We start from the raw sequence: 21221 nt of genomic DNA on the forward strand, positions 1-21221 counted from the left end.
CGGCTCCTTGACGCCCGCCCCGAGCGCGTTGACGCGTTCTTGATGCGCCCGATCGGGTGAACTGGCGGCGCCGGTTTTCGGGCGGTTTCGCTGATCCGCACGAATTGTGAGTGGGTGACTTCACTCCGTGAGTTGGTTTCGTCGATGCAACGATCTCGTTAACCTGGCTAATGAAGGCGCGTGTGGCGCAAAGCACCCGGAATCCGGCGCCTGCGGCCCACCGCGAGATCAACCCGACACGGAGGAGAACCCCAAATGTGCGGAATCTCCGGCTGGATCGATTTCCAGCGCGACCTGACGGGCGAACAACCCGCCATCGACGCCATGTGCGCGACCATGACCTGCCGCGGCCCGGACGCCGGCGGCACCTGGGTGCGTCCGCACGCCGCCCTCGGGCACCGGCGGCTGGCCATCATCGACCTGCCCGGCGGGGCGCAGCCGATGGAGGCGACGACGCCCGACGGCGAGGTCGCGATCGTCTACAGCGGCGAGGCCTACAACTTCACCGAGCTGCGCGACGAACTGCGGCGCCGCGGCCACCGATTCGCCACCGACAGTGACACCGAGGTCGTGCTGCGCGGCTACCTGGAGTGGGGCGCGCAGGTCGCCGAGCACCTCAACGGGATGTTCGCCTTCGCCGTCTGGGACACCCGCAGCGAGCAACTGCTGCTGATCCGCGACCGGATGGGCATCAAGCCGCTGTACTACTACCCGACCGGCAAGGGCGTGCTGTTCGGTTCCGAGCCGAAGGCGATCCTGGCCAACCCGCTGGCCGAGAAGGTCGTCGACGTCGACGGGCTGCGCGAGATGTTCGCGACGGTCAAGACGCCGCGGCAGGCGATGTGGTCCGGCATGCGCGAGGTGGAGCCGGGCACCGTCGTCACCTTCGACCGCAAGGGCCTGCGCGAACACACCTACTGGCGGCTGCAGGCCGTGGCGCACGACGACGACCAGCAGACTTCCGTCGCGCACGTCCGCGAGCTGCTGGACGACATCGTCGCGCGGCAGCTGATCTCCGACGTGCCGCGCTGCGTGCTGCTCTCCGGCGGCCTGGACTCCAGCGCCATCACCGCGCTGGCCGGCCGCCGGCTGGCGAGCAGCGGCGAGCAGGTGCGCAGCTTCGCGGTCGACTTCCTCGGCCAGACCGAGAACTTCGTGCCCGACGAGATGCGGGGCACGCCCGACGCGCCGTACGTGCACGACGTCGCCGAGCACGTCGGATCGCTGCACCAGGACATCGTCCTCGACCCCGACGCGCTGGCCGATCCCGCCGTGCGCCGCGCCACCGTGCAGGCCCGGGACCTCCCGCTGGGGCTGGGCGACCTCGACCAGTCGCTCTACCTGCTGTTCAAGGCCATCCGCCGGCACTCGACCGTGGCGCTGTCCGGCGAATCCGCGGACGAGGTCTTCGGCGGCTACAAGTGGTTCCACGACCCTCAGGTGCGGCAGGCCGAGACCTTCCCGTGGATCGCCGCGGTGCGCACGCAGTCCGCCGGGCGGACGAACATGCTCAGCCCGGACGTGGCGGCGGCGCTGGACCTGGAGTCCTATGTGGCCGACAGCTATCGCGACGCCATCGAGTCGGTCCCGGTGCTCGACGGGGAGAGCGACTTCGACCGCCGGATGCGGGAGATCTGCTACCTGCACCTGACCCGGTTCGTCCGCGTCCTGCTGGACCGCAAGGACCGGATGAGCATGGCGGTCGGCCTGGAGGTGCGGGTGCCGTTCTGCGACCACCGGCTGGTGGAGTACGTCTTCAACGCCCCGTGGTCGCTGAAGACCTTCGACGGCAGGGAGAAGAGCCTGCTGCGGCACGCCACCGCCGACGTGCTGCCGAAGTCGGTGGTGGAACGGGTGAAGAGCCCGTATCCGTCCACGCAGGACCCGAAGTACGCGGCGGTGCTGCAGCGCCAGGTCGCGGACCTCGTCGCCGCGGGAGACCCGGCGCTGTCGCTGCTCGACGAGCAGTGGCTGCGCGAAGCGCTGGCGCAGGACCCGGCCCGGATCGACCCGGTGGCCCGCTTCACCTTCGAACGGGCCCTCGACCTGGCGACGTGGTTCGACATCCACAACCCGACGGTCAAGCTCTGATCAGAGCGGGAGGTTGCGCGGTTCCCCGAGGAGTTGCGCAACCTCCCGAACGACACCGCACAAGCGCCGGTTCCGCCGAAACCGTCAAGCACCGTGGGAACTTCCCAGTTTTGTCCCTGGGAGATCCGGCTCCAGACGGTGCCGTTCCCGGGTTGGCTGGTTCCCGATTTCGCCTGAAATCAGGCGCTTTCCGTCGTGGCGGTCAGGTCAGAGGTAGGAGGAGGCGGAAGGTGCTGCCGCCGTCGGGACTGGCGTGCAGTTCCACCCGGCCGTTGTGGGACTCGGCGATCGCCGTCGTGATCGCCAGGCCGAGGCCCGTTCCGCCGACGTCGCGGTGCCGGCCGTCGTCGACCCGGTAGAAGCGGTCGAAGATCCGCGGGGCGTGCTCCGGCGGGATGCCCGGGCCGGCGTCGGCGACCGAGATCGCCGCCACCGGGGTGCCCGCGGGCAGCTCCGCGCCAGCCGCGGCGAGCGCTCCTCCCCCGGCCGAACCTCGCGCGACCTCGACGTTGATCGGCGATCCCGGCGGCGTGTGCATCAGGGCGTTGTTCAGCAGATTCGTCAGCACCTGGCGGAGGCGCGGGCTGTCGGCGAGCACCCGCAGCGAGCGATCCGGGCCCCGCAGCGCGATCTCCCGCTCAGGGTCGCGCGCCCGCCCGTCCTGCACGACGTCCTGCACCAGCGGCACCAGATCGACGTCGACCAGGTCGATGGTGCGCTCCCTGTCCAGCCGGGCCAGCAGCAGCAGGTCGTCGACCAGGCCACCCATGCGCATCGCCTCGGACTCGATGCGCCGCATCATCATCCGCACGTCCTCCTCGCGGTGCTGATCGCTGCGCCGGTACAGCTCCGCGAAGCCCCGGATCGACGTCAACGGCGTCCGCAGCTCGTGCCCGGCGTCGGCGACGAACCGCCGCAACCGGAGCTCGGAGTGCTCCCGCTGCTGCAGCGCGTCCACCAGCCGCCCGAGCATCGTGTTCAGGGCCGCGCCGAGCCGGCCCGTCTCGGTGCGCGGGTCCTGATCCGGCACGCGCCGATCGAGTTGCCCGGCCGCGATGGCGTCGGCGGTCTGCTCGATGCGGTTCAGCGGCCGCAGGCTCAGCCGCACCGTCAGCGCCGCCGCGGCGGCCAGCACGAGCAGCACCCCGCCGCCGACGACCAGCTCGATGACGATCAGCTGGCGCACGGTCGCCTCGACGTTCGCCAGCGACAGCGCGAGCACCACGAACCGCCCGTTGGACAGGCCGACCGTCCGCACCCGCCAGTCCGAGCCGCCCGCCCGGTCGGGCACGGTCTTGATCGCCGGCCCGTGCTGCGGATCCCGCAGCACCGGCCCGCCCTGATCGGTCTCGGTCTGCCCGATCACGCCGCCGAGCTGGCCGCCGCCGGGATCGAAGATCAGCACCCGGAACTCGGTGGGCAGGTCGCCGCGTTCGAGGGCGGGGCCCGGTGGGGGCCGCATCGGGTCCGGCGGCGGGAGCAGCCCGTGCTCCCACGGCCCGGACAGCTCCGCCAGCCGGTCGTCGGTGCGCTCCATCAACGACCGGTTGAGCAGGGCGGTGCTGGTCACACCCATCAGGAACAGGCCGACCACCAACGCGCCGACCAGCACGAGCACCAGCCGCCCGCGCAGCGTCCGCAGCACCGTCATCGCTGCTCCGGCGGCAGGCGCAGCACGTAGCCGACGCCGCGGATGGTGTGGATCAGCGGCGGCGTGGCCGAGTCGATCTTGCGCCGCAGGTAGCTGATGTAGGACTCGACGATCCTGCTGTCCCCGCCGAACTCGTAGTTCCACACCCGGTCCAGGATCTGCACCTTGCTGACCACCTTCTCGGCGTTGATCAGCAGGTATCGCAGCAGCTTGAACTCGGTCGGCGACAGGTTCACCAGCCGGCCGCCGCGGCGGACCTCGTAGGTCTCCTCGTCCAGCTCGAGGTCGTGGTAGCGCAGCCGCGAGTCGTTGGCCTGGGCGGGCTGCACCCGGCGCAGGATCGCGCGCAGCCGCAACACCACCTCGTCGAGGCTGAACGGCTTGGTGACGTAGTCGTCGCCGCCGGCGGTCAGCCCGGCGATGCGGTCCTCGACGGCGTCCCGGGCGGTCAGGAACAGCACCGGCACGGCGTTGCCGTCGGCCCGCAGCTCGGAGGCGACCGAGAACCCGTCCCGATCCGGCAGCATCACGTCGAGCACCACTATGTCCGGCCGGAACTCCACGGCGGCCCGCAACGCGTCGGCGCCGGTGCCCGCGCCGTGCACCTCGAAGCCGCTGAGCCGCAGGGCCGCGGTCAGCAGCTCCAGGATGTTGGGCTCGTCGTCGACGACCAGGACGCGCGCATTGTTGGTATCCGCCACGCCGTCAAGCATCGCCCACCTCCCTGGGAGAAGCCTGGAAGAAACCTGGGAACCGGATGGGCCGCTGTTTCCGCAGGTACGGTGCCATGAGTGTTTTGGGTTGCTATAGCGACCCAAAACACTCACGGGCCCTGACCAGGCAGAACAGTACCCACCGCGGAACACCGGGGTGAGCGCGCGACCGGGCCGCGCACTCATTCCCGCGTCAGTTGCACCTGTAGAGCTGCGCCGCGGTGTCCGCCGCGCCTCCCCAGGCGGCCGGGTCGACGAGCGTGCAGTTCTGCTTCACCCACTCGTCGCGCGCCTGCCGGACCTCGCCGCCCGGGCCCTGCATGCCACCGGGAGGCTGCACGCCATCCGGTGGCTGGACACCGTCCTCGCCCATGCCGTCCCGATCGCCCATGCCGTCCCGGTCGCCCGTGCCGTCGCGGCGCTGCATGCCGCCCGGGCCGCCCATGCCGCCGAGCTGGACGAAGCCGAGCTGACCGGCTCGCTTCCACTCGCCCAGCCGGGCCACCGACGGGGCGTCGTCGCCGCCGCTGAATCCGCCCATGCCGACCACCGTCACGTCCGAGTTGATGATGTAGGACGAAGCGCCCATCGAGCCGCCCTCCACCGCCAGCGGCACGTCGAGGTCACCCGCATTGGCGCGCACGTAGTCGAGCATCCTGCGCTGCTCCGCGCTCAACGACTCGCCACCGCCCATGCCGCCGATGAACAAGACCGGCTCTTGCTCGGCCGAGTTCGGCCCGCCGTTCGGGGGCACGGCGTCGCCGCCCGCATCCGGGAGCCGCATGACGCCGCCCGGTGGGCGCATGCTCGTCTCCGGGCCGGCCATCGGGTTCGCCCCGCCCATACCGTTCTGGGCGCTGACCGCACCGATCGCCGACCACGCCGTCGGCACCGCCAAGGCTGCGGCCAAGCCCAGCGCCAGGCCGGTTCTGGCCAGCGCCGCCTTGCCGCGCCGGCCGATCAGCAGCACGACCAGCGCGAGCACGCCCAACCCGACGGCCGCGTACCCGGCCCACGCATGCCAGCTCAGATCGCGCGCGACGATGGCCATCGCCCACGCCACCGTGACCGCGACGCCGACCGGAAGCAGCAGCCACGCCTTGCCGTGCGGCTCGCGGTACCAGCGCCAGAACCGGACGGCGCCGGCACCGGCCACCGCGCCGACCGCGGGCGCGAGCATCGTCGTGTAGTAGGGGTGCATGATGCCCTGCGCGAAGCTGAACATCACGCCGATGACCACCAGCCAACCGCCCCAGAGCACCCAGCCCGCGGCCTGCTCCCGGCCCAGCGGCCGGCCGCCGCGCCAATGCCGCACCCCGGCGACCAGCATCGCGACCAGCACCAACGCGCACAGCGGCAGCAGCCAGCTGATCTGACCGGCGAGCTGCTCGTTGAACAACCGCAGGACGCCCGACGAGCCGGAGAAACCGCCGCCGCCACCACCGCCCGGCGGTTGGGCGCCGCCACCGCCGCCCAGGCTTCGACCGGGACTTCCGCCGCCACCGAAGATCCGCCCGAACCCGTTGTAGCCGAACACGAGATCCCAGGCAGAGCCGTCCTTGCTGCCGCCGATGTACGGCTTCGGCGACGGCCACAGCGCGGTCGCCGCGACCCACCAGAACGAGCCGACCAGCACCACCACGGCCGCGACGCACAGGTCCAGCAGGCGCCGCCCCCAACCGGCACGGCTACCGACCAGGTAGGCCGCGATGAAGGCGGGCAACACCATCCACGCCTGCAACATCTTGGTCAGGAATCCGCAGCCGACCAGGAACGCCGCCAACGCGACCCACCCGGTGGCCCTGCGGGACTCGAAAGACCGCGTCATCGCGTACGCGGCCGCCACGACCAACAGCACGAGCAGCGTGTCCGGGTTGTTGTCCCGGTTGATCAGCACCGTGATCGGGGTCAGCGCCAGCACCAGCGCGGCGATCAGCGCGGCGTGCTCGCCTGCCCACCGCCGAACCGCGCGGTGCAGCAGGAAGACCGCGGCAACACCTGCCACCACCTGCGGGAACAGCACCGCGAACTGGTTGAACCCGAACACCTTCACCGACAGCACCTGCAACCACAGGGCCATCGGCGGCTTGTCCACTGTGACCACGCCGGCCGGGTCGAAGGAGCCGAAGAAGAAGTTCTCGAAGCTCTGCGACATCGACTTCACGGCCGCCGAGTAGTACGAGTTCCCCCAGGATCCGCCGATTCCCCAGCAGTACAGCACCCCGGACAGCACGCAGATCGCGGCCAGCGAGAGCCGCTGCCACGGCGCGGCCGCGCGATGCGCGTTCGTCGCATCAACCGACGTCATCTTTTTCCTCTTCCTTGGACAGCGCCGCGGGCCGGAAGACCCAGGACCTCAGCAGCACGAACCGCAGCCCCGTTCCGACCATCGAAGACACCACGAGCACGAGAACTTCCAGCCACCGCGACGAATCCGGCTGCCAGGCGTGCAATCCGAGCAGCGCACCGGAGGTGACGACGTAGTAGAGGGCGAACACGACCAGCCCCTGCAGGTGCACGCGCCCGGACGAGCTCGACTGGCCGAGGAAGGTGAACCGGCGGTTGGCCTCGGTGTTCCACAACGTGGTGACGGTCAGCGCGACCAGGTTGGCCAGCAGCGGCGGCCACCACGAGCGCAGCAGCGCGTACAGAACCGAGGTGAGCACTGTGGACACCAGCCCGATGACGCCGAACGAAACCAGCTGCCACAGCAGGCCGTTCTCGCGCTTCGCCAGCACCGCCTGCGGATGCGCGGCGCGCGGCGCGGGCCGCTGCGGCAGGCCGGGAACCTTCGCCGCGCCGGTGATCTTGGCGCGGGCCACCCGGATCAGGCCCGCGACGTCGTCGGTGGCGGTCCGCACCACGTTGACCCGGGTGTCGACGTCCTCGACCCAGTCCACCGGCACCTCGTGCACCCGCAGCCCGTTGTGCTCGGCCAGCAGCAGGAGTTCGGTGTCGAAGAACCAGGAGTCGTCGCGCACGTGCTTCAGCAGCGGCTTCACCACGTCCGCGCGCGCCGCCTTGAAACCGCATTGCGCGTCGGTGAACCGGGCACCGTGCGTCCAGCGGATCATCTTGTTGTAGCAGCGCGAGATCAGCTCCCGCTTGCCGCCGCGAACCGTGCGGGCGCCGGTCGCCAGCCGGGAACCGATCGCCAGGTCCGAATGCCCGTTGACCAGCGGGGCGACCAGCGGGAGCAGCGCGTCCAGGCCGGTCGACAGGTCGACGTCCATGTAGACCACGACATCCGCGTCGCTGTAGCCCCACGCGGTGCGCAACGCCAGGCCGCGCCCCTTGCGGTCCAGGTGCAGCACCCGCACGCCGTCCATCGAGCCGGCCAGCTCGCGGGCGATGCCCAGCGTGCCGTCGGTGCTCGCGTTGTCGACCACCGTGATGGTCCAGGCGAACGGGAATCCTTCGGCCAGGTGTTTGCGCAACACCTCCAGGCATCCTGGGAGCGTTCGTTCCTCGTTGAAAACCGGGATCACCACGTCGATCGTCGCGGTCCGGCGAGCCGCGCGACGCGCGGCGACGTCGAGCTGCGGCACAGCATTCATCTCCCACCACCTCGCTTCCGGCGTCCATCAAGCCGGGACGAGGTGCGAGGGCCGTGGAAGCCGGCTGGGAAATTCCTGGGAATCGGCGGCCGCGAGCAGGCGTGATCGCATTTCCGCAGTTCAGCGCGGCCGAATTCAGCCGGAATCAGCGGACTTCCGGCGATTTCCCATGACTTTCCCAGAAACGGCTCCCAGCCGCCGGATCCCGAAATGCCCACTGTGGACATCGCACCGGCGGCATCCGGAAGGCGCCACGATTCGGGAACCCAATTTTCGGCAATATTGGAAGAACCGCCCGGGTCAGGACTGGCGGGCTCGGTGGGCGTTCACCTTGTGGCGGTTTCCGCAGCGCTGCATCGAGCACCAGCGGCGGGAGCCCGGCCGGGAGGTGTCGAGGAAGAGCAGCGAGCAGTCGTCCGCCGCGCATTCCCTCAGCCGCTGGACGCGGTCACCGCCGAGCAGCTCGATGGCCTCGCGGGCGGCAGCGCCGAGGATCTGGCTGCCGGTGACGGGAGAGGCCCACTGCCGGACACCTGTCGCCGGGTCCAGCCGCGGTCGCGGCGGCGGTTCCGCGCTGTCGTTGAGCACCTCCAGGTCGGCGCTCGACGGCCGCTCATCGTGCGCCACGGCCTTCGCGACCGACCACATCGTGTCCCGGAACAGCTTGATGCGGCGCAGCTCGGCGGGCTGGATGCGGATGTCGTCGCTGCTCAGCGGCGCGACCTCGGCCAGCCTGGAGCCTTCCAGCCAGCGCGCAAGATCCGCCGGTTCGTGCAAGATCTCGTAGCGCTGGTACGGCCCCGGCCCGCCGGTGATCAGCAGCTCCAGGAAGAAGCACCCGGCGTCGAACCGGAATCGCTCGCCGGTCGCCGCGGTCAGCAGCCTTGTTCCCACCCGCATGTAACCACTATAGTCGGTTTCACTACCGCTTTAACCGGTTACATTGACGGCTGGGAGCAGGCATGATCGGGCAGACCAAGGACGCCGGCTTCCAGATCGGGGTGTCCAAGACCGTGCCGCACCCGCCGGACGCGGTCTGGCGCTTCCTCACCAGCCCGGAAGGAATCGCGCTGTGGCTCGGCGCGGGCGCCACCCTGGAGAAGGGCGCGACGTACCAGACGGCGGACGGCACGACCGGCGAGATCCGCAGCCACCGCCAGCTCGACCGGGTCCGGCTCACCTGGCGACCGGCCGACTGGGACCACGACACGACGGTGCAGGTCGCCATCGTGGGCAAGGGCGACCGCACGCAACTGCGCTTCCACCAGGAATGGCTGGCCAACGCGGACGAGCGAGCCCGCCAACGAGAGCACTGGCAGCGCACGATGACGGCCGTAACAACAGCCCTGACAACGCAGCCGTGAGTCTTTTGGGCGGCTATAGAGGCTGTTTGGGATGTGGTGGAGTGCGGATGTGGTAACGCGGGGCTTTGTCTTTGAAGCGGCGCAGCCGCTTAGCCCACCCACGCAACCCGCACCGCCGCGGGTTCACGGTGCCCACCCCCCTGGGGTTCTCCCAGCGAGGACAGCCCCGACGTGGTGAATTGGCCATTCATGATGTCGGGGATCCCACAGCGAGAAGACCACAGCAATTCCCGCAGGGGGCCGCCACCCGCACCGCCACGCAGAGCAAGTTCGGAAACAGCCTCTATAGAGACTGTTTTGGATGTGGTGGAGTGCGGTAAGGCGGGTCGTTGCCTTCGAAGCGGCGCAGCCGCTTAGCCCACCTACGCAACCGGCACCACCGCGGGTTCACGGTGCCCACCCCTCCGGGGTTCTCCCAGCGAGGACAGCCCCGGCGCCGCGTATTGGTCATGCATAAGCCGGGGATCCCACAGCCGAGAAGGCCTCTGCAACTCCCGCAGGGGGCCGCCACCCGCACCACAACGCAAAACGAGCCTGGAAACGAGAAGCGTCACAGGTGGGCGTTGCGTGGCTTTGGTTGGCACACCGGGCAGGTGTAGGACGAGCGGTTCATGAACGCGTCGCGTCGCACCGACGCCCCGCACCGCGGGCACGGGCGCCCTTCCTGCCCGTACACCGCCAACGACCGGTCGAAGTAGCCGGATTCGCCGTTCACGTTGACGTACAAGGCATCGAACGAGGTGCCACCGGCGTGCAACGCCTGCTGCATGACGTCGGTGACGGCGTCGAACAGCTCGCGGATCTTGGGCCGCGTCAAGGTCGCCGTGGGCCGGGCCCAGTGCAGCTTGGCCCGCCAGAGCGCCTCGTCGGCGTAGATGTTGCCGACGCCGGACACCAGGCTCTGGTCCAGCAGCGCCCGCTTGATCCCGGTGCGCCGCGCCCGCAACCTGTCGGCCACCGCCTCGAGGTCGAACACCTGCTCCAGCGGATCGGGCGCGATGTGCGCCACCGGCTTCGGCAGCGCGATCCCGTCCACCTCGACCAGATCGGCCAAGTGCAGGCCGCCGAAGGTGCGCTGGTCGACGAACCGCAGCTCCGGCCCGCCGTCGGAGAACCGCAGCCGCACCCGCAGGTGCTTCTCGTCCGGGGTGTCGCCGGGCTGCACGAGCAGCTGGCCGCTCATCCCCAGGTGCACCACGAGCGCTTCACCGCCGGACTCGGGTGCACCCGCCTCGTCGCCCAGCTCCAGCCACAGGTACTTGCCGCGCCGCCGCGCCGCGCTCAGGCAGCGCCCGGCGAGCCGACCGGCGAAATCATCCGGGCCGGGCACATGCCGGCGCACAGCGCGCGGATGCAGGACCTCGACGCCGGACAACGTCCGGCCGACAGCATGTTCGGCGACACCACGCCGGACGACCTCGACCTCAGGCAACTCAGGCACGAAAACATCTTCGACCACCCGCGCCGAACCCCGGCGCGCGGCCCCTGATTCCGCTACGCGGAAGGGGTCTCGGCGTCTTCGGTGGTCTGCTGTTCGGAGAGCTGGCGCCAGGCCGCTTCGGCGGCCTTCTGCTCGGCTTCCTTCTTGGTGCGGCCATCGCCGCGACCGTAGGTCTGCCCGCCGACCGCCACGTAGGCGCTGAACTCCTTGCGGTGGTCCGGGCCCTGCTCCTCGACCCGGTACTCGGGCACACCGAGCCCCGCCGACGCGGTCAGCTCCTGCAGGCTCGTCTTCCAGTCCAGCCCGGCACCGCGCTGCGGCGCCTCGGCCAGCAGCGGCTCGAACAGCCGGTAGACCACGTCACGTGCGACGCCGATGCCCTTCGCCAGGTACACCGCGCCCAGGACGGCCTCAAGGCCGTCCGCGAGGATGCTCGCCTTGTCTCGGCCCCCCGTGAGCTCCTCGCCCCTACCCAACAGCAGGTACTCGCCCAAGCCGCCCTCACCGAGCCCGCGGGCGACGCCGGCCAGCGCGTGCATGTTGACCACGCTGGCGCGCAGCTTCGCGAGCTGTCCCTCGGGCAGATCCGGGTGCTCGGTGTACAGGTGATCGGTGATCACCAGGCCGAGCACCGCGTCTCCCAGGAACTCCAGCCGCTCGTTCGGCGGCAGGCCGCCGTTCTCGTACGCGTACGAGCGGTGGGTGAGGGCAAGGGTGAGCAGCTCGGCGTCGAGCTCGACGCCGAGCGCTGCCAACAGCGGAGCCCGGTCAACCTTCCGGGCCCGCGACTGCTTTCCCCCCACTGCGCTACCGCCGATCAGGCGGGCTGGACGACCTGGCGGCCGTCGTACTGGCCGCAGGCCGGGCAGACAACGTGCGGCAGCTTCTGCTCACGGCAGGCGCGGTTGGAGCACTGCACCAGCGTCGGCGCAGAGGTCTTCCACTGCGACCGGCGGTGACGGGTGTTGGCCCGGGACATCTTGCGCTTCGGGACGGCCACGACTACTTCTCCTCCTCGGTCCCGCCGAGCCGCTCTTGCAGCGCAGCCCAGCGAGGATCAATGGTCTCATGCGTGTGATCCGGGGCGAGTTCGGCCCACTTCACGCCGCACCCGGAGCACAGCCCCTGGCAGTCCGGCGAGCACAACGGCGCCGAGGGCAGCGACAGCAACATCGCGTCCCGCACCACCGGTTCGAGGTCGATCAGGTCATGCACGACCCGCTCCACCTCGTCGTCATCCGTGCTGGCGTCCGTGGCGCTGTCCGGGTAGGCGAACAGCTCCCGCACCTCCACCTCGACCTCGTCGGAGATCGAGTCCAGGCACCGGACGCACTCGCCGGCCAGGGTGGCCACGGCGGTGCCGGACACCAGCACGCCCTCCACCACCGACTCGGCCAGCATGTCGAGCTGCACCGGATCGCCCTCCGGCACCTTGATCATGTCCAGCCCGAACCCGGTCGGTGCCGGGGCACTGCGCGTGTAGGCGCGGCTGCTGCCTGCCCGGTGGCCGATCTCCCGGGTGTCGATCACCCAGGGGCCGACGTGCGCTGTGTGCGCTGCATGGTTCTGAGACATCACAAGTTTCGGTGGTCAATTCGACAGGGCGGTGCGGCATCGGTGGATGAGAAACTGCGCATCATCCCCAGCCAGCTTTCCCAGCGTACGCGACACCCATCCAGCCGCGACACCAGGCCCTCCACGACCAAGGACCGGTTCCGATGCGGGCCCGAGCGGCGGAACCCGGGCGCGACGCGGCGGAGGTCAGTTGGCGCCGGTGTTGTTGCCGGCGTGCCACTCCTCGTAGTCGAAGGGCGCGCCCATCGGGCTTCGCAGCTGCTGGCGGCCCTTGCCGACGGTGCGCAGCGTGCGGCTGAGCAGGTCCTCGAAGTCCGCGAGCCGGGAGTCGACGTACGCGTCGCACTCGCTGCGCAGCCGCTCCCCGTCCTCGTTCGCCTCGTCGACGATGCGCTTGGCCTCGGCGTTCGACGCCTGCACCACCTCGGTGTCGGCGACCAGCCGGGCCTGCTCCGCCTTGCCCTCGTGCACCGACTGCTCGTAGGCGGCGCGGCCGGCCTGCACCATGCGGTCGGCCTCGCTCTGGGCGCGGCCGACGTACTCCTCGTACTCGCGGCGGCCTGCGGTCACCGCCTGCTCGGCCTGCGCCCGCGCCTCGGCCAGCAGCTCGTCGGCCTGCTCGCGGGCATCGGCGAGCAGCTGCTCAGCCTCGGCGCGCGCCGAGGCGACCGTGCGGTCGGCCTCGTTGCGGGCGTCGGTGACCGACTTGTCGGCCTGCGCCTCCGCGGTGGACACCACTTCGTCGCGGTGGTCGAGCACGTCCTGGGCGTCGTCGAGTTCCTGCGGGATCGCGTCCCGCACGTCGTCGAGCAGCTCCAGCACGTCGCCGCGGGGTACCACGCACCCCGACGTCATGGGCACACCACGCGCTTCCTCGACGATCGTGACCAGCTCGTCGAGCGCCTCGAACACCCGGTACACCTTGATCTCCCTGCCGTCGTAGCCGCCGCAGTGGCAAGCATGTCAGAACACCCGCAGCCGCCGATCATGGGTTTGTCCCGCTACCAGTCTGCCCGCGCCGGGCAGCGCGGCGGGGGAAATCCAGTTCCGCGTGTCAAGCCCCCGAACGCACTCGTGCGCGTCCCGGGAGGCCCGGAACGCGCACGGCTCGCGGTGGACTAGGTCGGGTCTTATAAGCGGCGGTAGCCGCTTGCGGTGTGGGACTCAACTCGCACCGCCGCGGGTTCACGGTGCCCACTCCTCTGGAGTTCTCCCAGCGAGGACAGCCCCGACGTGGTGAATTGGTCATTCATGATTTCGGGGATCCCACAGCGAGGGGGCAGCGGCAATTCCCGCAGGGGGCCGCCACCCGCACCGCTACGCAAACCGATTTCGAAACACTCTCTACGCGTTGATGTTGGTCAGCTGGAAGCTGTCGTAGTGGTCCTGGGTGTAGAAGTACTCGCCGCCGTTCCCGACGACGAAGCGGCGGGCGCCGCGGTCGTCGCTGCCGGGAGTCTTGACGGTGTACTCGTGGTAGTAGCCGCTGTCGCACTTCGGCAGGATGCCTTCCCGGTTCTGGAAGACCGTGCCGTCCTGCGGGTACGGGTAGGGGCCGCCCTTCTTGATCAGGTTGACCGTGTCGGTCGCCTCCTTCGGCAGGGCCGAGAGGTCGACCTTCTGGAAGCCCGAGGTGTCCCCGCACGGCGCCTGCGCGACGGCAGCCGTCGGCGCGGCGGACAGGGCGCTCGCCTGGAACCCGACCAGCCCCACCACGGCGATCAGACCGGCCAACAGGACCTGGAGTGTCTTCGACGTGATCCGCTTCATGGTCGAGCACGCTACGTCGACGACGTGTGCACGCACTGAAGCTGACGTGAACCCGAAATGCCACGCGGCACTATCGTGCGATAGGCGCTAAGCCGATCGGCCTAGCCGCGGTCAGTTCTGCTCGGCCAGCCGCTCGAGGAGCCGCTGCTCGATCGTCGGCGGCAGCAGGTTCGACACGTCGCCGCCGTAGGTGGCGACCTCCTTGACCAGCGAGCTGGCCAGGAAGCTGTACAGCGGGTTGGTGGACATGAACATCGTCTCCACCCCGGACAGCTGCTGGTTCATCTGCGCCATCTGCAGCTCGTAGTCGAAGTCGCTGACCGCGCGCAGACCCTTGACGATCGCGCCGATGCCGTGCGCCTTGCAGTAGTCCACGAGCAGGCCGTGCCAGGCGTCGATGCGCACGTTCGGCCACTGGGAGGTGACCTCGCGCAGCATCTCCAGCCGCTCTTCGACGTTGAACAGGCTCTTCTTGTTCTTGTTGATGAGCACCGCGACGACGACCTCGTCGAACAGCTTCGACGCTCGCTCGATGATGTCCAGATGACCGTTCGTCACCGGGTCGTAGGAGCCAGGACACACGGCACGCCTCATGAGCTGGCACGTTAGCAGCAGCTCGGGGATGCCCCCAGGACGACGTGGCGCGGGTCACCGGCGCGGGTAAACGGCTTTCACGGCTCCTCGTGCGCGGCCCAGTGGACGGCGGTGTCGCCGTAGCGCTTGGTGCGTAGGGACCGCAGTGGCGGCGGCCAGTCCGGTTCGCCGCTGCGCACCGCGCGCTCGACGATCACGAGGCTGCCCGGCGCGGTCCAGCCGTTCGGCGCCAGCCCGGCCAGCACCCGCTGCAGCAGCTCGGGCGCGAGGTCGTAGGGCGGATCGGCCAGCACCACGTCGAAGGGCTGCGCCGTCGGGGTGCCGATCAGGGTTTCGGCTTTCGCCTGCTCCACCCGGATGTCGCGGAACCCGAGCGACGCGGCGTTGCGGCGCAGCAGCTGGGCGGCGCGCCGGTCGGATTCGACGAACGTGGCATGCGCGGCGCCGCGGGAGAGGGCTTCGAGACCGAGCGCCCCGGAGCCGCCGTAGAGGTCGAGCACCCGCGCGCCGGCCAGCTCGATGGCCGACTCGAGCGCGCTGAACAGGGCTTCCCGCACCCGCTCCGAGGTGGGTCTGGTGCCTCGCGGGGGCACGTCGATGCGCCGCCCGCCCACGCTTCCGGCCACGATCCGAGTCACCCGACCATCGTCGCGCACCCGCGTTCCGGTGCTTCGCGGGCCCGCCGAGCGGCACCGCGGCGTCGGGCAAGTGGCCGCCAGGCGCTCTCGCGCGGCAGGTGTTGGTGTTCGCCGCAGTTTACGCCTGGGTATGCGGGTTCTTAGCTCCTGGGAGCAGCAAACCGCTGCTGCGACGGGCCGTAGGCTGACTGGTCTGCCCACTGCGCCACACGGGAGAACGACACAGGTGTCCGAAGCGTCCACCAAGCAGGCCGAGATCGCGGTCGAGCAGCAGCACGTCGATCGGGTTTACTCGCGGCTTGACGAATTGCGCGCCGAAGCCGAGGCGATGCGCGACAAGAGCTACGAGTACGGCCAGGAGGCCACGCCCGAGGCGCTGAACGAGCGCGACGTGATGCTCTACCACGCGAACCGGACGCTGCAGGCGCTGAACGCGGAGTCCGAGGGGCTGGTGTTCGGCCGCCTGGACTTCGCCGGCGGCGACGCCGTGCACATCGGCCGGCTGGGCATCCGCGATCCGCAGTTCGACAACCTGCTGGTGGACTGGCGGGCCCCGCTGGCGGCGGCGTTCTACCAGGCCACTCCCGAGCAGCCGCTGGACGTGGTGCGGCGCCGGGTGATCCGCTCGTCCCGCGAGCAGGTCGTCGACCTCTCCGACGACCTGCTGGACCCGGACCGGGCCCCGGCGGACATGCGGGTGATCGGCGACGGCGCGCTGATGGCGGCGCTGACCCGCTCGCGCGGCGACTCGATGCGCAACATCGTCGCCACCATCCAGAAGGAGCAGGACGACGCGATCCGGGCGCCCGAGGGTGGGGTCACCGAGATCACCGGCGGCCCGGGCACCGGCAAGACCGCCGTGGCGCTGCACCGCGCCGCCTACCTGCTCTACCGCGACCAGCGCCGGCTCGGCGGCCCCGGGGTGCTGGTGATCGGGCCGTCGCCGGTGTTCATGTCCTACATCTCCCGCGTGCTGCCGTCGATGGGCGAGCACAACGTCGAGCTGCGGGCGCTCGGCGAGGTGCTGGACGGCATCGGCACGGCCAAGATCGACGACCCGCGCACGGCCGAGATCAAGGGCTCGTCGCGGATGGTCAAGGTGCTCCGGCGGGCGCTGCGGTTGCCGCCGCCGGATGCGCCGGAGCACCTGAAGATGTTCTACCGGGGCACGGTGCTGAAGCTGCAGGCCGACGACCTGAAGCGGATCCGCCGCTCGCTGCACAACAAGGGCGGGCAGCCCAACCGGTACCGGATGCGCGCGGCCGACGCGCTGCTGGAAGCCCTGTGGCAGAAGGCGAAGCAGGCCGCCGACGAGGACTTCCAGCCCGAGCGGGAGCGGCTGCTCACCGAGATCGGCGAGCGCATCGAGTTCCACCGGTTCCTGGTCGCCTGGTGGCCGCCGTTGTACCCGATGCAGGTGCTGCGCTGGCTGTCCGATCCGGCGCGGTTGTCCCAGGCCGCCCGCCGGTTGCTGTCGGCCGAGGAGGTCGACCTGCTGGCGAAGTCGTGGTCCGAGGTGACCGGGTGGACGGTCGCCGACATCGCGCTGATCGACGAGCTGCGGATGCTGGCCGGGCCGCCGCCGAAGCGCCGCCGCACCGCCCCGGAGGCGGAGCAGCCGCGCCGGGCGGTCAACTACGACGAGTACGCGCACGTGGTGATCGACGAGTCGCAGGACCTCTCGCCGATGCAGTGGCGCATGGTGGGCCGCCGCGGGCGGCACGCGAGCTGGACGATCGTGGGCGACCCGGTCCAGTCGTCGTGGCCCGATCCGGCGGAGGCCGCCGCGGCTCGGCAGGAGGCGTTGAGCGCGCAGCGCACGCACCGCCGGTTCACGCTGCGCACCAACTACCGGAACTCGGCGGAGATCTTCACCATCGCCGCCGACGCGGTCCGCGACCTGGTCCCGGCCGACGACCTGCCGGTCGCGGTGCGCACGACCGGCGTCGAGCCGACGGTGCTCGAGGTGCCCGCCGACGAGCTGCCGCGGGCGGCGCGGACCGCCGCGGTGGAGCTGGTGGCAGCGGCCGAGGGCACGGTGGGCGTGGTCACCACGATGGCCCGCCGCGACGAGGTCCGCGAATGGCTGTCCACTGTGGATGAGGCCGAGTCGGACCGGCTGCGCGTGGTCGGCAGCCTGGAGGCCAAGGGCATGGAGTACGACGCGGTGGTGGTCGTCGATCCGGACGGCCTGGCCGCGGAATCCAGCACGGGCCGCCGAGCCCTCTACGTGGCCCTCAGCCGGGCCACCCAACTCCTGACCGTCCTCAAGACGCCGTGAGCCCCGAAGATCTATCGAAGGTTTGACGCCTGGCGAACCCGGCTCGCGAAAGCCTGGGCGCATGAGGAAAACCATCGCCACCGTGCTCGGCGCGGGGCTGCTCGCGGTGGGAACGGTGCACGTCGCTTCCGCCGATCCGGGACCGTCCTGGCAGGACTGCGGGGACGGCCTGCAGTGCGGCCGGATCGACGTGCCGGTCGACTGGGCCGATCCCGGAGGCGGCCGGATCGGCCTGGGATTGGCCAAACTTCCCGCGCAGGATCCCGCCAACCGCAAGGGCACGCTGCTGGTCAACATCGGCGGCCCCGCCCAGCAGATCTCGGTGCTGCGCCAGTCGAAGGCCGCCTTCGCCGACCTCACCCGGTGGTTCGACGTCGTCGTCTCCGACCCGCGCGGCTTCGAAGCGAGCGCCGGGGTGCGGTGCCCGGATCCGATGCCCATGCCGGAGAACGCGGAATGGGTTTTCCCGGACCAGGTCACCTATGACGCCTACGCCGCCGAGAACCGGCGCTTCGGCACCGGCTGCGCCGAAGCGGCCGGGCCGCTGGCGGGCAAGCTGAACACGTGGCAGGTCGCCCGCGACATGGACGCGATCAGGACCGCGCTGGGCGAGGAGAAGCTGAACTACTACGGCAACTCCTACGGAACGGTGTTCGGGCAGGCCTACGCCGAGTTCTTCCCCGACCGCATCGGCCGGATGTACCTGGACAGCGTCATGGACCACACCAACCGGTCCTGGCCGGGCTGGCTGCTGCCGCGCGCGAAGACCATGGAGTCGAACCTCGACCGCTTCGCTGGGTGGTGCGCCACCGAACCGAAATGCGCGCTGCACGGCCGGGACGTGCTCGAGGTGTGGGACGAGGTGCTGGCGCGCGCCGAGCGCGATCCCATCCCCGCTCCCGGCGCCGGGCCGAACGCCACGGCCGGCGCGACGCTGATCGCCTCGCGCGCCAATCCCGGCTACGAGGGGCGGTGGCCCGAACTGGCCGCATCCCTGCTTGAGGCGCACGCCGGTGACGCCACCCGATTCGCCAGAACCCCCACCGGCGGGATGGATCCCGCGCTCAGCCGGATCATGTTCTGCGCCGACTTCCCGTATCCGACCGAGTACGGCGAGGTCAAGGCGCTGGAAACCGTTCTGCGGAGCCGAACGCCGCGAATCGGCTGGGCCACCGCGTGGCAGATGTCCTACCACTGCGCCGGTCTGCCCGAGACGACGAACTTCCGGCCGCATCCGATCCGCCCGCGGGGCCTCCCGCCGATCCTCGTCGCGAGCGGCAAGTACGACAGCACCACCCCGCCGCAGGACGCGCGCCGGGTGACCGCGCAACTCGACGGCGCCCGCTACCTCCCGGCCGAGGGCGCTCACGCGCTCTACCTCAGCGGGCACCCCTGCGTGCGGGACCGGGTGCACCGGTACCTGACGGCCGGGGAACTGCCGCCGGAAGGCGCCGCGTGCGGTGCTGCATCCTCGTGACATGCGCTACGTGCGGGAAATCCTGCTCATCGCGGGCGTTTCGACCGCGCTGATGCTGGTGGCGTGCTGGGAGCGGCGGGTCCCCGTGGACCTGCCGCTGCTGGCCGCCTTCAGCGTCGGAGTCTGCCTTCCGCTGCCGGCCCGGCGGGTGCTGCCGCTGACCGTCGCGGTGGTGTCCGCGGTGATCGCGCTGCTGGGCATGGCCTTCCTGCCGAACTGGCCCGGAATGCTCGTCGCGATGGGAGCGTTCTGCGCCGCCGTCTACCACCGGCCGCGAAACCCGTTGCTGGTGCTGGCGATTTCCACCTGCTGGTCGGTGGGCACGCTGCTGATCGCCGGCGGGCCGGTCCAGGTCTTCACCGCGACCGACCTGATCGTCATGGCCATCGCCCCGGTCGCCACGGGCTACGCGTTGCGGCTGCACCGCGAGCGGGCGAGCCAGGCGCTCCGGCTGCAGCGCGCCGAGTCGGATCGACTGCTGGCCGAAGAACGGGCCTGGCTCACCAGGAACGTGCACGACAGCGTCGGCCACCACCTGACCGCGATCAGGTTGCAGGCGACCGCGACCCGCCGGGCGCTCGACGGGGCTTCGCCGGCCGCCGACCGCGCGCTGGGCACGATCTCGGAGCTCTCGCGGACCGCGCTCGGCGAGGTGCGGAACCTGCTGCGGGAGTTGCGGGAGGAGCCGGGCGACGGCCAGCCGGGCCTGGCCGACCTGGACCGGCTCGCCGACCGGCTCTCGTCCCAGGAGCGCAAGGTCAGCCTGCGCCGCGCCGGCATCGCGGCCGGACTGCCGCCGGCCGTCGACCGGACCGCGTACCGGGTGGTGCAGGAGGCCCTGACGAACGCCGCGCGTCATTCCGGCGCGACGGAAGTCGTCGTCCACCTGCGGCAGGACGAGCGGAGCCTGCGCATCGAGGTCACCGACGACGGCCCGCCGGCCGCCGCGGGAGCCGAGGGCCAGGGCATCCGCGGCATGCGGGAACGCGTGCACCTGCTCGACGGGACGCTGTCGGTGGGCCCGGCCGATCCGGCCGGCTGGCGGGTGGCGGCCGAACTGCCCGTGGAGAGGACGGCTTGGTGACGATCCGGGTGCTGGTGGCCGACGACCAGGAGGCGGTGCGCGACGCGCTCCGCCTGGTGCTGGACGGCGAGGCGGACATCGAGGTGGTCGACGTGGCGGCCAACGGAGCCGAGGCGGTCCGGCTCGCGCAGTGGCGACGGCCCGACGTCGTGGTGATGGACCTGCGGATGCCGCACCTGGACGGGATCGCGGCGATCCGCCGCCTCACCGGCTCGGAACCCGCGCCGCGGGTGCTGGCGCTGACGACCTTTGACCTCGACGAGTACCTCTTCGGCGCGTTGCAGGCGGGCGCGGCCGGCTTCCTGCTCAAGGACAACGAACCCGACGTGCTGGTGGCCGCCGTCCGCGAGCTGCACCGGGGCCGGGGGCTGATCGACCCGCAGGTGACCGGGCGCCTGATCAGCCGCTTCGCGGCGCTCTCGCCGCACCCGGCGACCCCGGAGCTGGAGCGCCTCACGCCCCGCGAGCACGACGTGCTGCGGCTGGTGGCGCGCGGGATGAGCAACGGCGAAATCGCCGCGGCCTGCACGATCGAAGAAGGCACGGTGAAGACACACGTGAACCGGATCCTCGCGAAACTCGGCCTGCGAACCCGCGTGCACGCGGTGATCTACGCCTACGAACACGGCCTCGCCCCGTCCGACCGGTAGCCGCGAAAACGCCTCCGCCTACAACTCTCTGCCCCAACGATTCGATGTCGTTGTGCCGAACTCGCGATCTACACCCGATAGTGCCGTTCTCGGTTTACAAGGAAATCCACACTTCGAGTCAACTCAAACTTTTCCCGATCAGATCTTCGCAGGTAAGGGTATGTGCGGCTGCAGCGCACGCCGACGGGCCTGCCCCGATTTTGCCTAAAATTGGGAACCAAAAATCGACAGATCTGCCGTCAGGCATAGGCAAAACTGCTACTCGGCACGACACGCGTGCGCGTCTCCCACGGGGTCGTGAGTGCCTACGGCCGCTCTAACGACCACAGGCACTC

The 21221-nt window shown here is 70.4% G+C and carries 19 protein-coding genes; 6 read left to right on the forward strand and 13 right to left on the reverse strand.

Annotated features, from left to right (window positions below; translation table 11 throughout):
- The first annotated feature begins 255 nt into the window (after positions 1–255).
- Complete coding sequence (asnB, locus tag AB0I53_RS07310; protein ID WP_358597899.1) at positions 256–2091, forward strand: asparagine synthase (glutamine-hydrolyzing); 1836 nt, start codon at positions 256–258, stop codon at positions 2089–2091.
- 202 nt (positions 2092–2293) lie between these two features.
- Here asnB and AB0I53_RS07315 read toward each other — a convergent pair whose 3' ends face one another.
- From AB0I53_RS07315 to AB0I53_RS07335, 5 genes are all read right to left on the reverse strand, one after another.
- Complete coding sequence (locus AB0I53_RS07315; protein ID WP_358597901.1) at positions 2294–3742, reverse strand: HAMP domain-containing sensor histidine kinase; 1449 nt, start codon at positions 3740–3742, stop codon at positions 2294–2296.
- On the reverse strand, positions 3739–4455 hold the full coding sequence (locus AB0I53_RS07320) for a response regulator transcription factor (protein WP_358597903.1): 717 nt from the start codon (positions 4453–4455) through the stop codon (positions 3739–3741). The genes AB0I53_RS07315 and AB0I53_RS07320 overlap by 4 nt, the downstream gene beginning before the upstream one ends.
- Positions 4456–4648: 193 nt before the next feature.
- The gene (locus tag AB0I53_RS07325) at positions 4649–6763 is read right to left on the reverse strand and encodes a glycosyltransferase family 39 protein (RefSeq protein ID WP_358597906.1); all 2115 of its coding nucleotides are present in this window, start codon (positions 6761–6763) and stop codon (positions 4649–4651) included.
- Complete coding sequence (locus tag AB0I53_RS07330) at positions 6750–8012, reverse strand: bifunctional glycosyltransferase family 2/GtrA family protein (RefSeq protein WP_358597909.1); 1263 nt, start codon at positions 8010–8012, stop codon at positions 6750–6752. The genes AB0I53_RS07325 and AB0I53_RS07330 overlap by 14 nt, the downstream gene beginning before the upstream one ends.
- A gap of 300 nt (positions 8013–8312) precedes the next feature.
- Complete coding sequence (locus tag AB0I53_RS07335; RefSeq protein ID WP_358597912.1) at positions 8313–8912, reverse strand: CGNR zinc finger domain-containing protein; 600 nt, start codon at positions 8910–8912, stop codon at positions 8313–8315.
- 62 nt (positions 8913–8974) lie between these two features.
- Here AB0I53_RS07335 and AB0I53_RS07340 point away from each other — a divergent pair, with 62 nt between their 5' ends.
- Entirely contained in the window at positions 8975–9376 is a 402-nt protein-coding gene (locus tag AB0I53_RS07340) for an SRPBCC domain-containing protein (protein WP_358597915.1), read from the forward strand.
- 550 nt (positions 9377–9926) lie between these two features.
- On the opposite strand, the gene mutM is transcribed toward AB0I53_RS07340, so the two are convergent.
- The 8 genes from mutM to rsmD form a co-directional block, all read right to left on the reverse strand.
- Positions 9927–10817 carry a bifunctional DNA-formamidopyrimidine glycosylase/DNA-(apurinic or apyrimidinic site) lyase gene (gene mutM, locus AB0I53_RS07345; RefSeq protein WP_358597918.1) on the reverse strand — a complete coding sequence of 297 codons (891 nt, stop codon included), beginning with the start codon at positions 10815–10817 and terminating at the stop codon, positions 9927–9929.
- Between the two features lie 53 nt (positions 10818–10870).
- A complete protein-coding gene (gene rnc, locus AB0I53_RS07350) occupies positions 10871–11620 on the reverse strand; it encodes a ribonuclease III (protein WP_358597921.1) in 750 nt (249 codons plus the stop codon).
- Between the two features lie 14 nt (positions 11621–11634).
- Positions 11635–11817, reverse strand: coding sequence for a 50S ribosomal protein L32 (gene rpmF, locus AB0I53_RS07355; protein WP_010305807.1), 183 nt, complete (start codon positions 11815–11817; stop codon positions 11635–11637).
- Positions 11818–11819: 2 nt separating this feature from the next.
- Positions 11820–12392, reverse strand: a complete 573-nt coding sequence (locus AB0I53_RS07360; RefSeq protein ID WP_358597925.1) for a DUF177 domain-containing protein — start codon at positions 12390–12392, stop codon at positions 11820–11822.
- A 186-nt stretch (positions 12393–12578) separates the two neighbouring features.
- On the reverse strand, positions 12579–13313 hold the full coding sequence (locus AB0I53_RS07365; RefSeq protein ID WP_358597928.1) for a DivIVA domain-containing protein: 735 nt from the start codon (positions 13311–13313) through the stop codon (positions 12579–12581).
- Between the two features lie 423 nt (positions 13314–13736).
- Entirely contained in the window at positions 13737–14162 is a 426-nt protein-coding gene (locus AB0I53_RS07370) for a ribonuclease (RefSeq protein ID WP_358597931.1), read from the reverse strand.
- Positions 14163–14273: 111 nt separating this feature from the next.
- Positions 14274–14756 carry a pantetheine-phosphate adenylyltransferase gene (gene coaD, locus AB0I53_RS07375; protein ID WP_358597934.1) on the reverse strand — a complete coding sequence of 161 codons (483 nt, stop codon included), beginning with the start codon at positions 14754–14756 and terminating at the stop codon, positions 14274–14276.
- A gap of 77 nt (positions 14757–14833) precedes the next feature.
- Positions 14834–15394: a 16S rRNA (guanine(966)-N(2))-methyltransferase RsmD gene (gene rsmD, locus AB0I53_RS07380; protein WP_358597937.1), complete on the reverse strand. Its 561-nt coding sequence runs from the start codon at positions 15392–15394 to the stop codon at positions 14834–14836.
- 226 nt (positions 15395–15620) lie between these two features.
- Between rsmD and AB0I53_RS07385 the strand changes: the two genes are divergently transcribed.
- From AB0I53_RS07385 to AB0I53_RS07400, 4 genes are all read left to right on the forward strand, one after another.
- Positions 15621–17675, forward strand: a complete 2055-nt coding sequence (locus tag AB0I53_RS07385) for an ATP-binding domain-containing protein (RefSeq protein ID WP_358597940.1) — start codon at positions 15621–15623, stop codon at positions 17673–17675.
- Between the two features lie 61 nt (positions 17676–17736).
- Positions 17737–19152, forward strand: a complete 1416-nt coding sequence (locus tag AB0I53_RS07390; protein WP_358597943.1) for an alpha/beta fold hydrolase — start codon at positions 17737–17739, stop codon at positions 19150–19152.
- Position 19153: 1 nt separating this feature from the next.
- Positions 19154–20236 carry a sensor histidine kinase gene (locus tag AB0I53_RS07395; RefSeq protein WP_358597946.1) on the forward strand — a complete coding sequence of 361 codons (1083 nt, stop codon included), beginning with the start codon at positions 19154–19156 and terminating at the stop codon, positions 20234–20236.
- Complete coding sequence (locus AB0I53_RS07400) at positions 20233–20886, forward strand: response regulator transcription factor (RefSeq protein ID WP_358597949.1); 654 nt, start codon at positions 20233–20235, stop codon at positions 20884–20886. Before AB0I53_RS07395 ends, AB0I53_RS07400 begins: the two co-directional genes overlap by 4 nt.
- The last annotated feature ends 335 nt before the right edge of the window (positions 20887–21221 follow it).

Origin of the sequence: Saccharopolyspora sp. NPDC050389 (assembly GCF_040655595.1) — a bacterium.
Lineage (GTDB): Bacteria > Actinomycetota > Actinomycetes > Mycobacteriales > Pseudonocardiaceae > Saccharopolyspora.

Excerpts from the sequence above, each read along its gene's own strand:
- asnB (WP_358597899.1), top strand. The coding sequence starts at position 256 with ATGTGCGGAATCTCCGGCTGGATCGATTTCCAGCGCGACCTGACGGGC.
- AB0I53_RS07315 (WP_358597901.1), bottom strand. The coding sequence starts at position 3,742 with ATGACGGTGCTGCGGACGCTGCGCGGGCGGCTGGTGCTCGTGCTGGTC.
- AB0I53_RS07320 (WP_358597903.1), bottom strand. The coding sequence starts at position 4,455 with ATGCTTGACGGCGTGGCGGATACCAACAATGCGCGCGTCCTGGTCGTC.
- AB0I53_RS07325 (WP_358597906.1), bottom strand. The coding sequence starts at position 6,763 with ATGACGTCGGTTGATGCGACGAACGCGCATCGCGCGGCCGCGCCGTGG.
- AB0I53_RS07330 (WP_358597909.1), bottom strand. The coding sequence starts at position 8,012 with ATGAATGCTGTGCCGCAGCTCGACGTCGCCGCGCGTCGCGCGGCTCGC.
- AB0I53_RS07335 (WP_358597912.1), bottom strand. The coding sequence starts at position 8,912 with ATGCGGGTGGGAACAAGGCTGCTGACCGCGGCGACCGGCGAGCGATTC.
- AB0I53_RS07340 (WP_358597915.1), top strand. The coding sequence starts at position 8,975 with ATGATCGGGCAGACCAAGGACGCCGGCTTCCAGATCGGGGTGTCCAAG.
- AB0I53_RS07360 (WP_358597925.1), bottom strand. The coding sequence starts at position 12,392 with ATGTCTCAGAACCATGCAGCGCACACAGCGCACGTCGGCCCCTGGGTG.
- AB0I53_RS07370 (WP_358597931.1), bottom strand. The coding sequence starts at position 14,162 with ATGAAGCGGATCACGTCGAAGACACTCCAGGTCCTGTTGGCCGGTCTG.
- coaD (WP_358597934.1), bottom strand. The coding sequence starts at position 14,756 with ATGAGGCGTGCCGTGTGTCCTGGCTCCTACGACCCGGTGACGAACGGT.
- AB0I53_RS07390 (WP_358597943.1), top strand. The coding sequence starts at position 17,737 with ATGAGGAAAACCATCGCCACCGTGCTCGGCGCGGGGCTGCTCGCGGTG.
- AB0I53_RS07395 (WP_358597946.1), top strand. The coding sequence starts at position 19,154 with ATGCGCTACGTGCGGGAAATCCTGCTCATCGCGGGCGTTTCGACCGCG.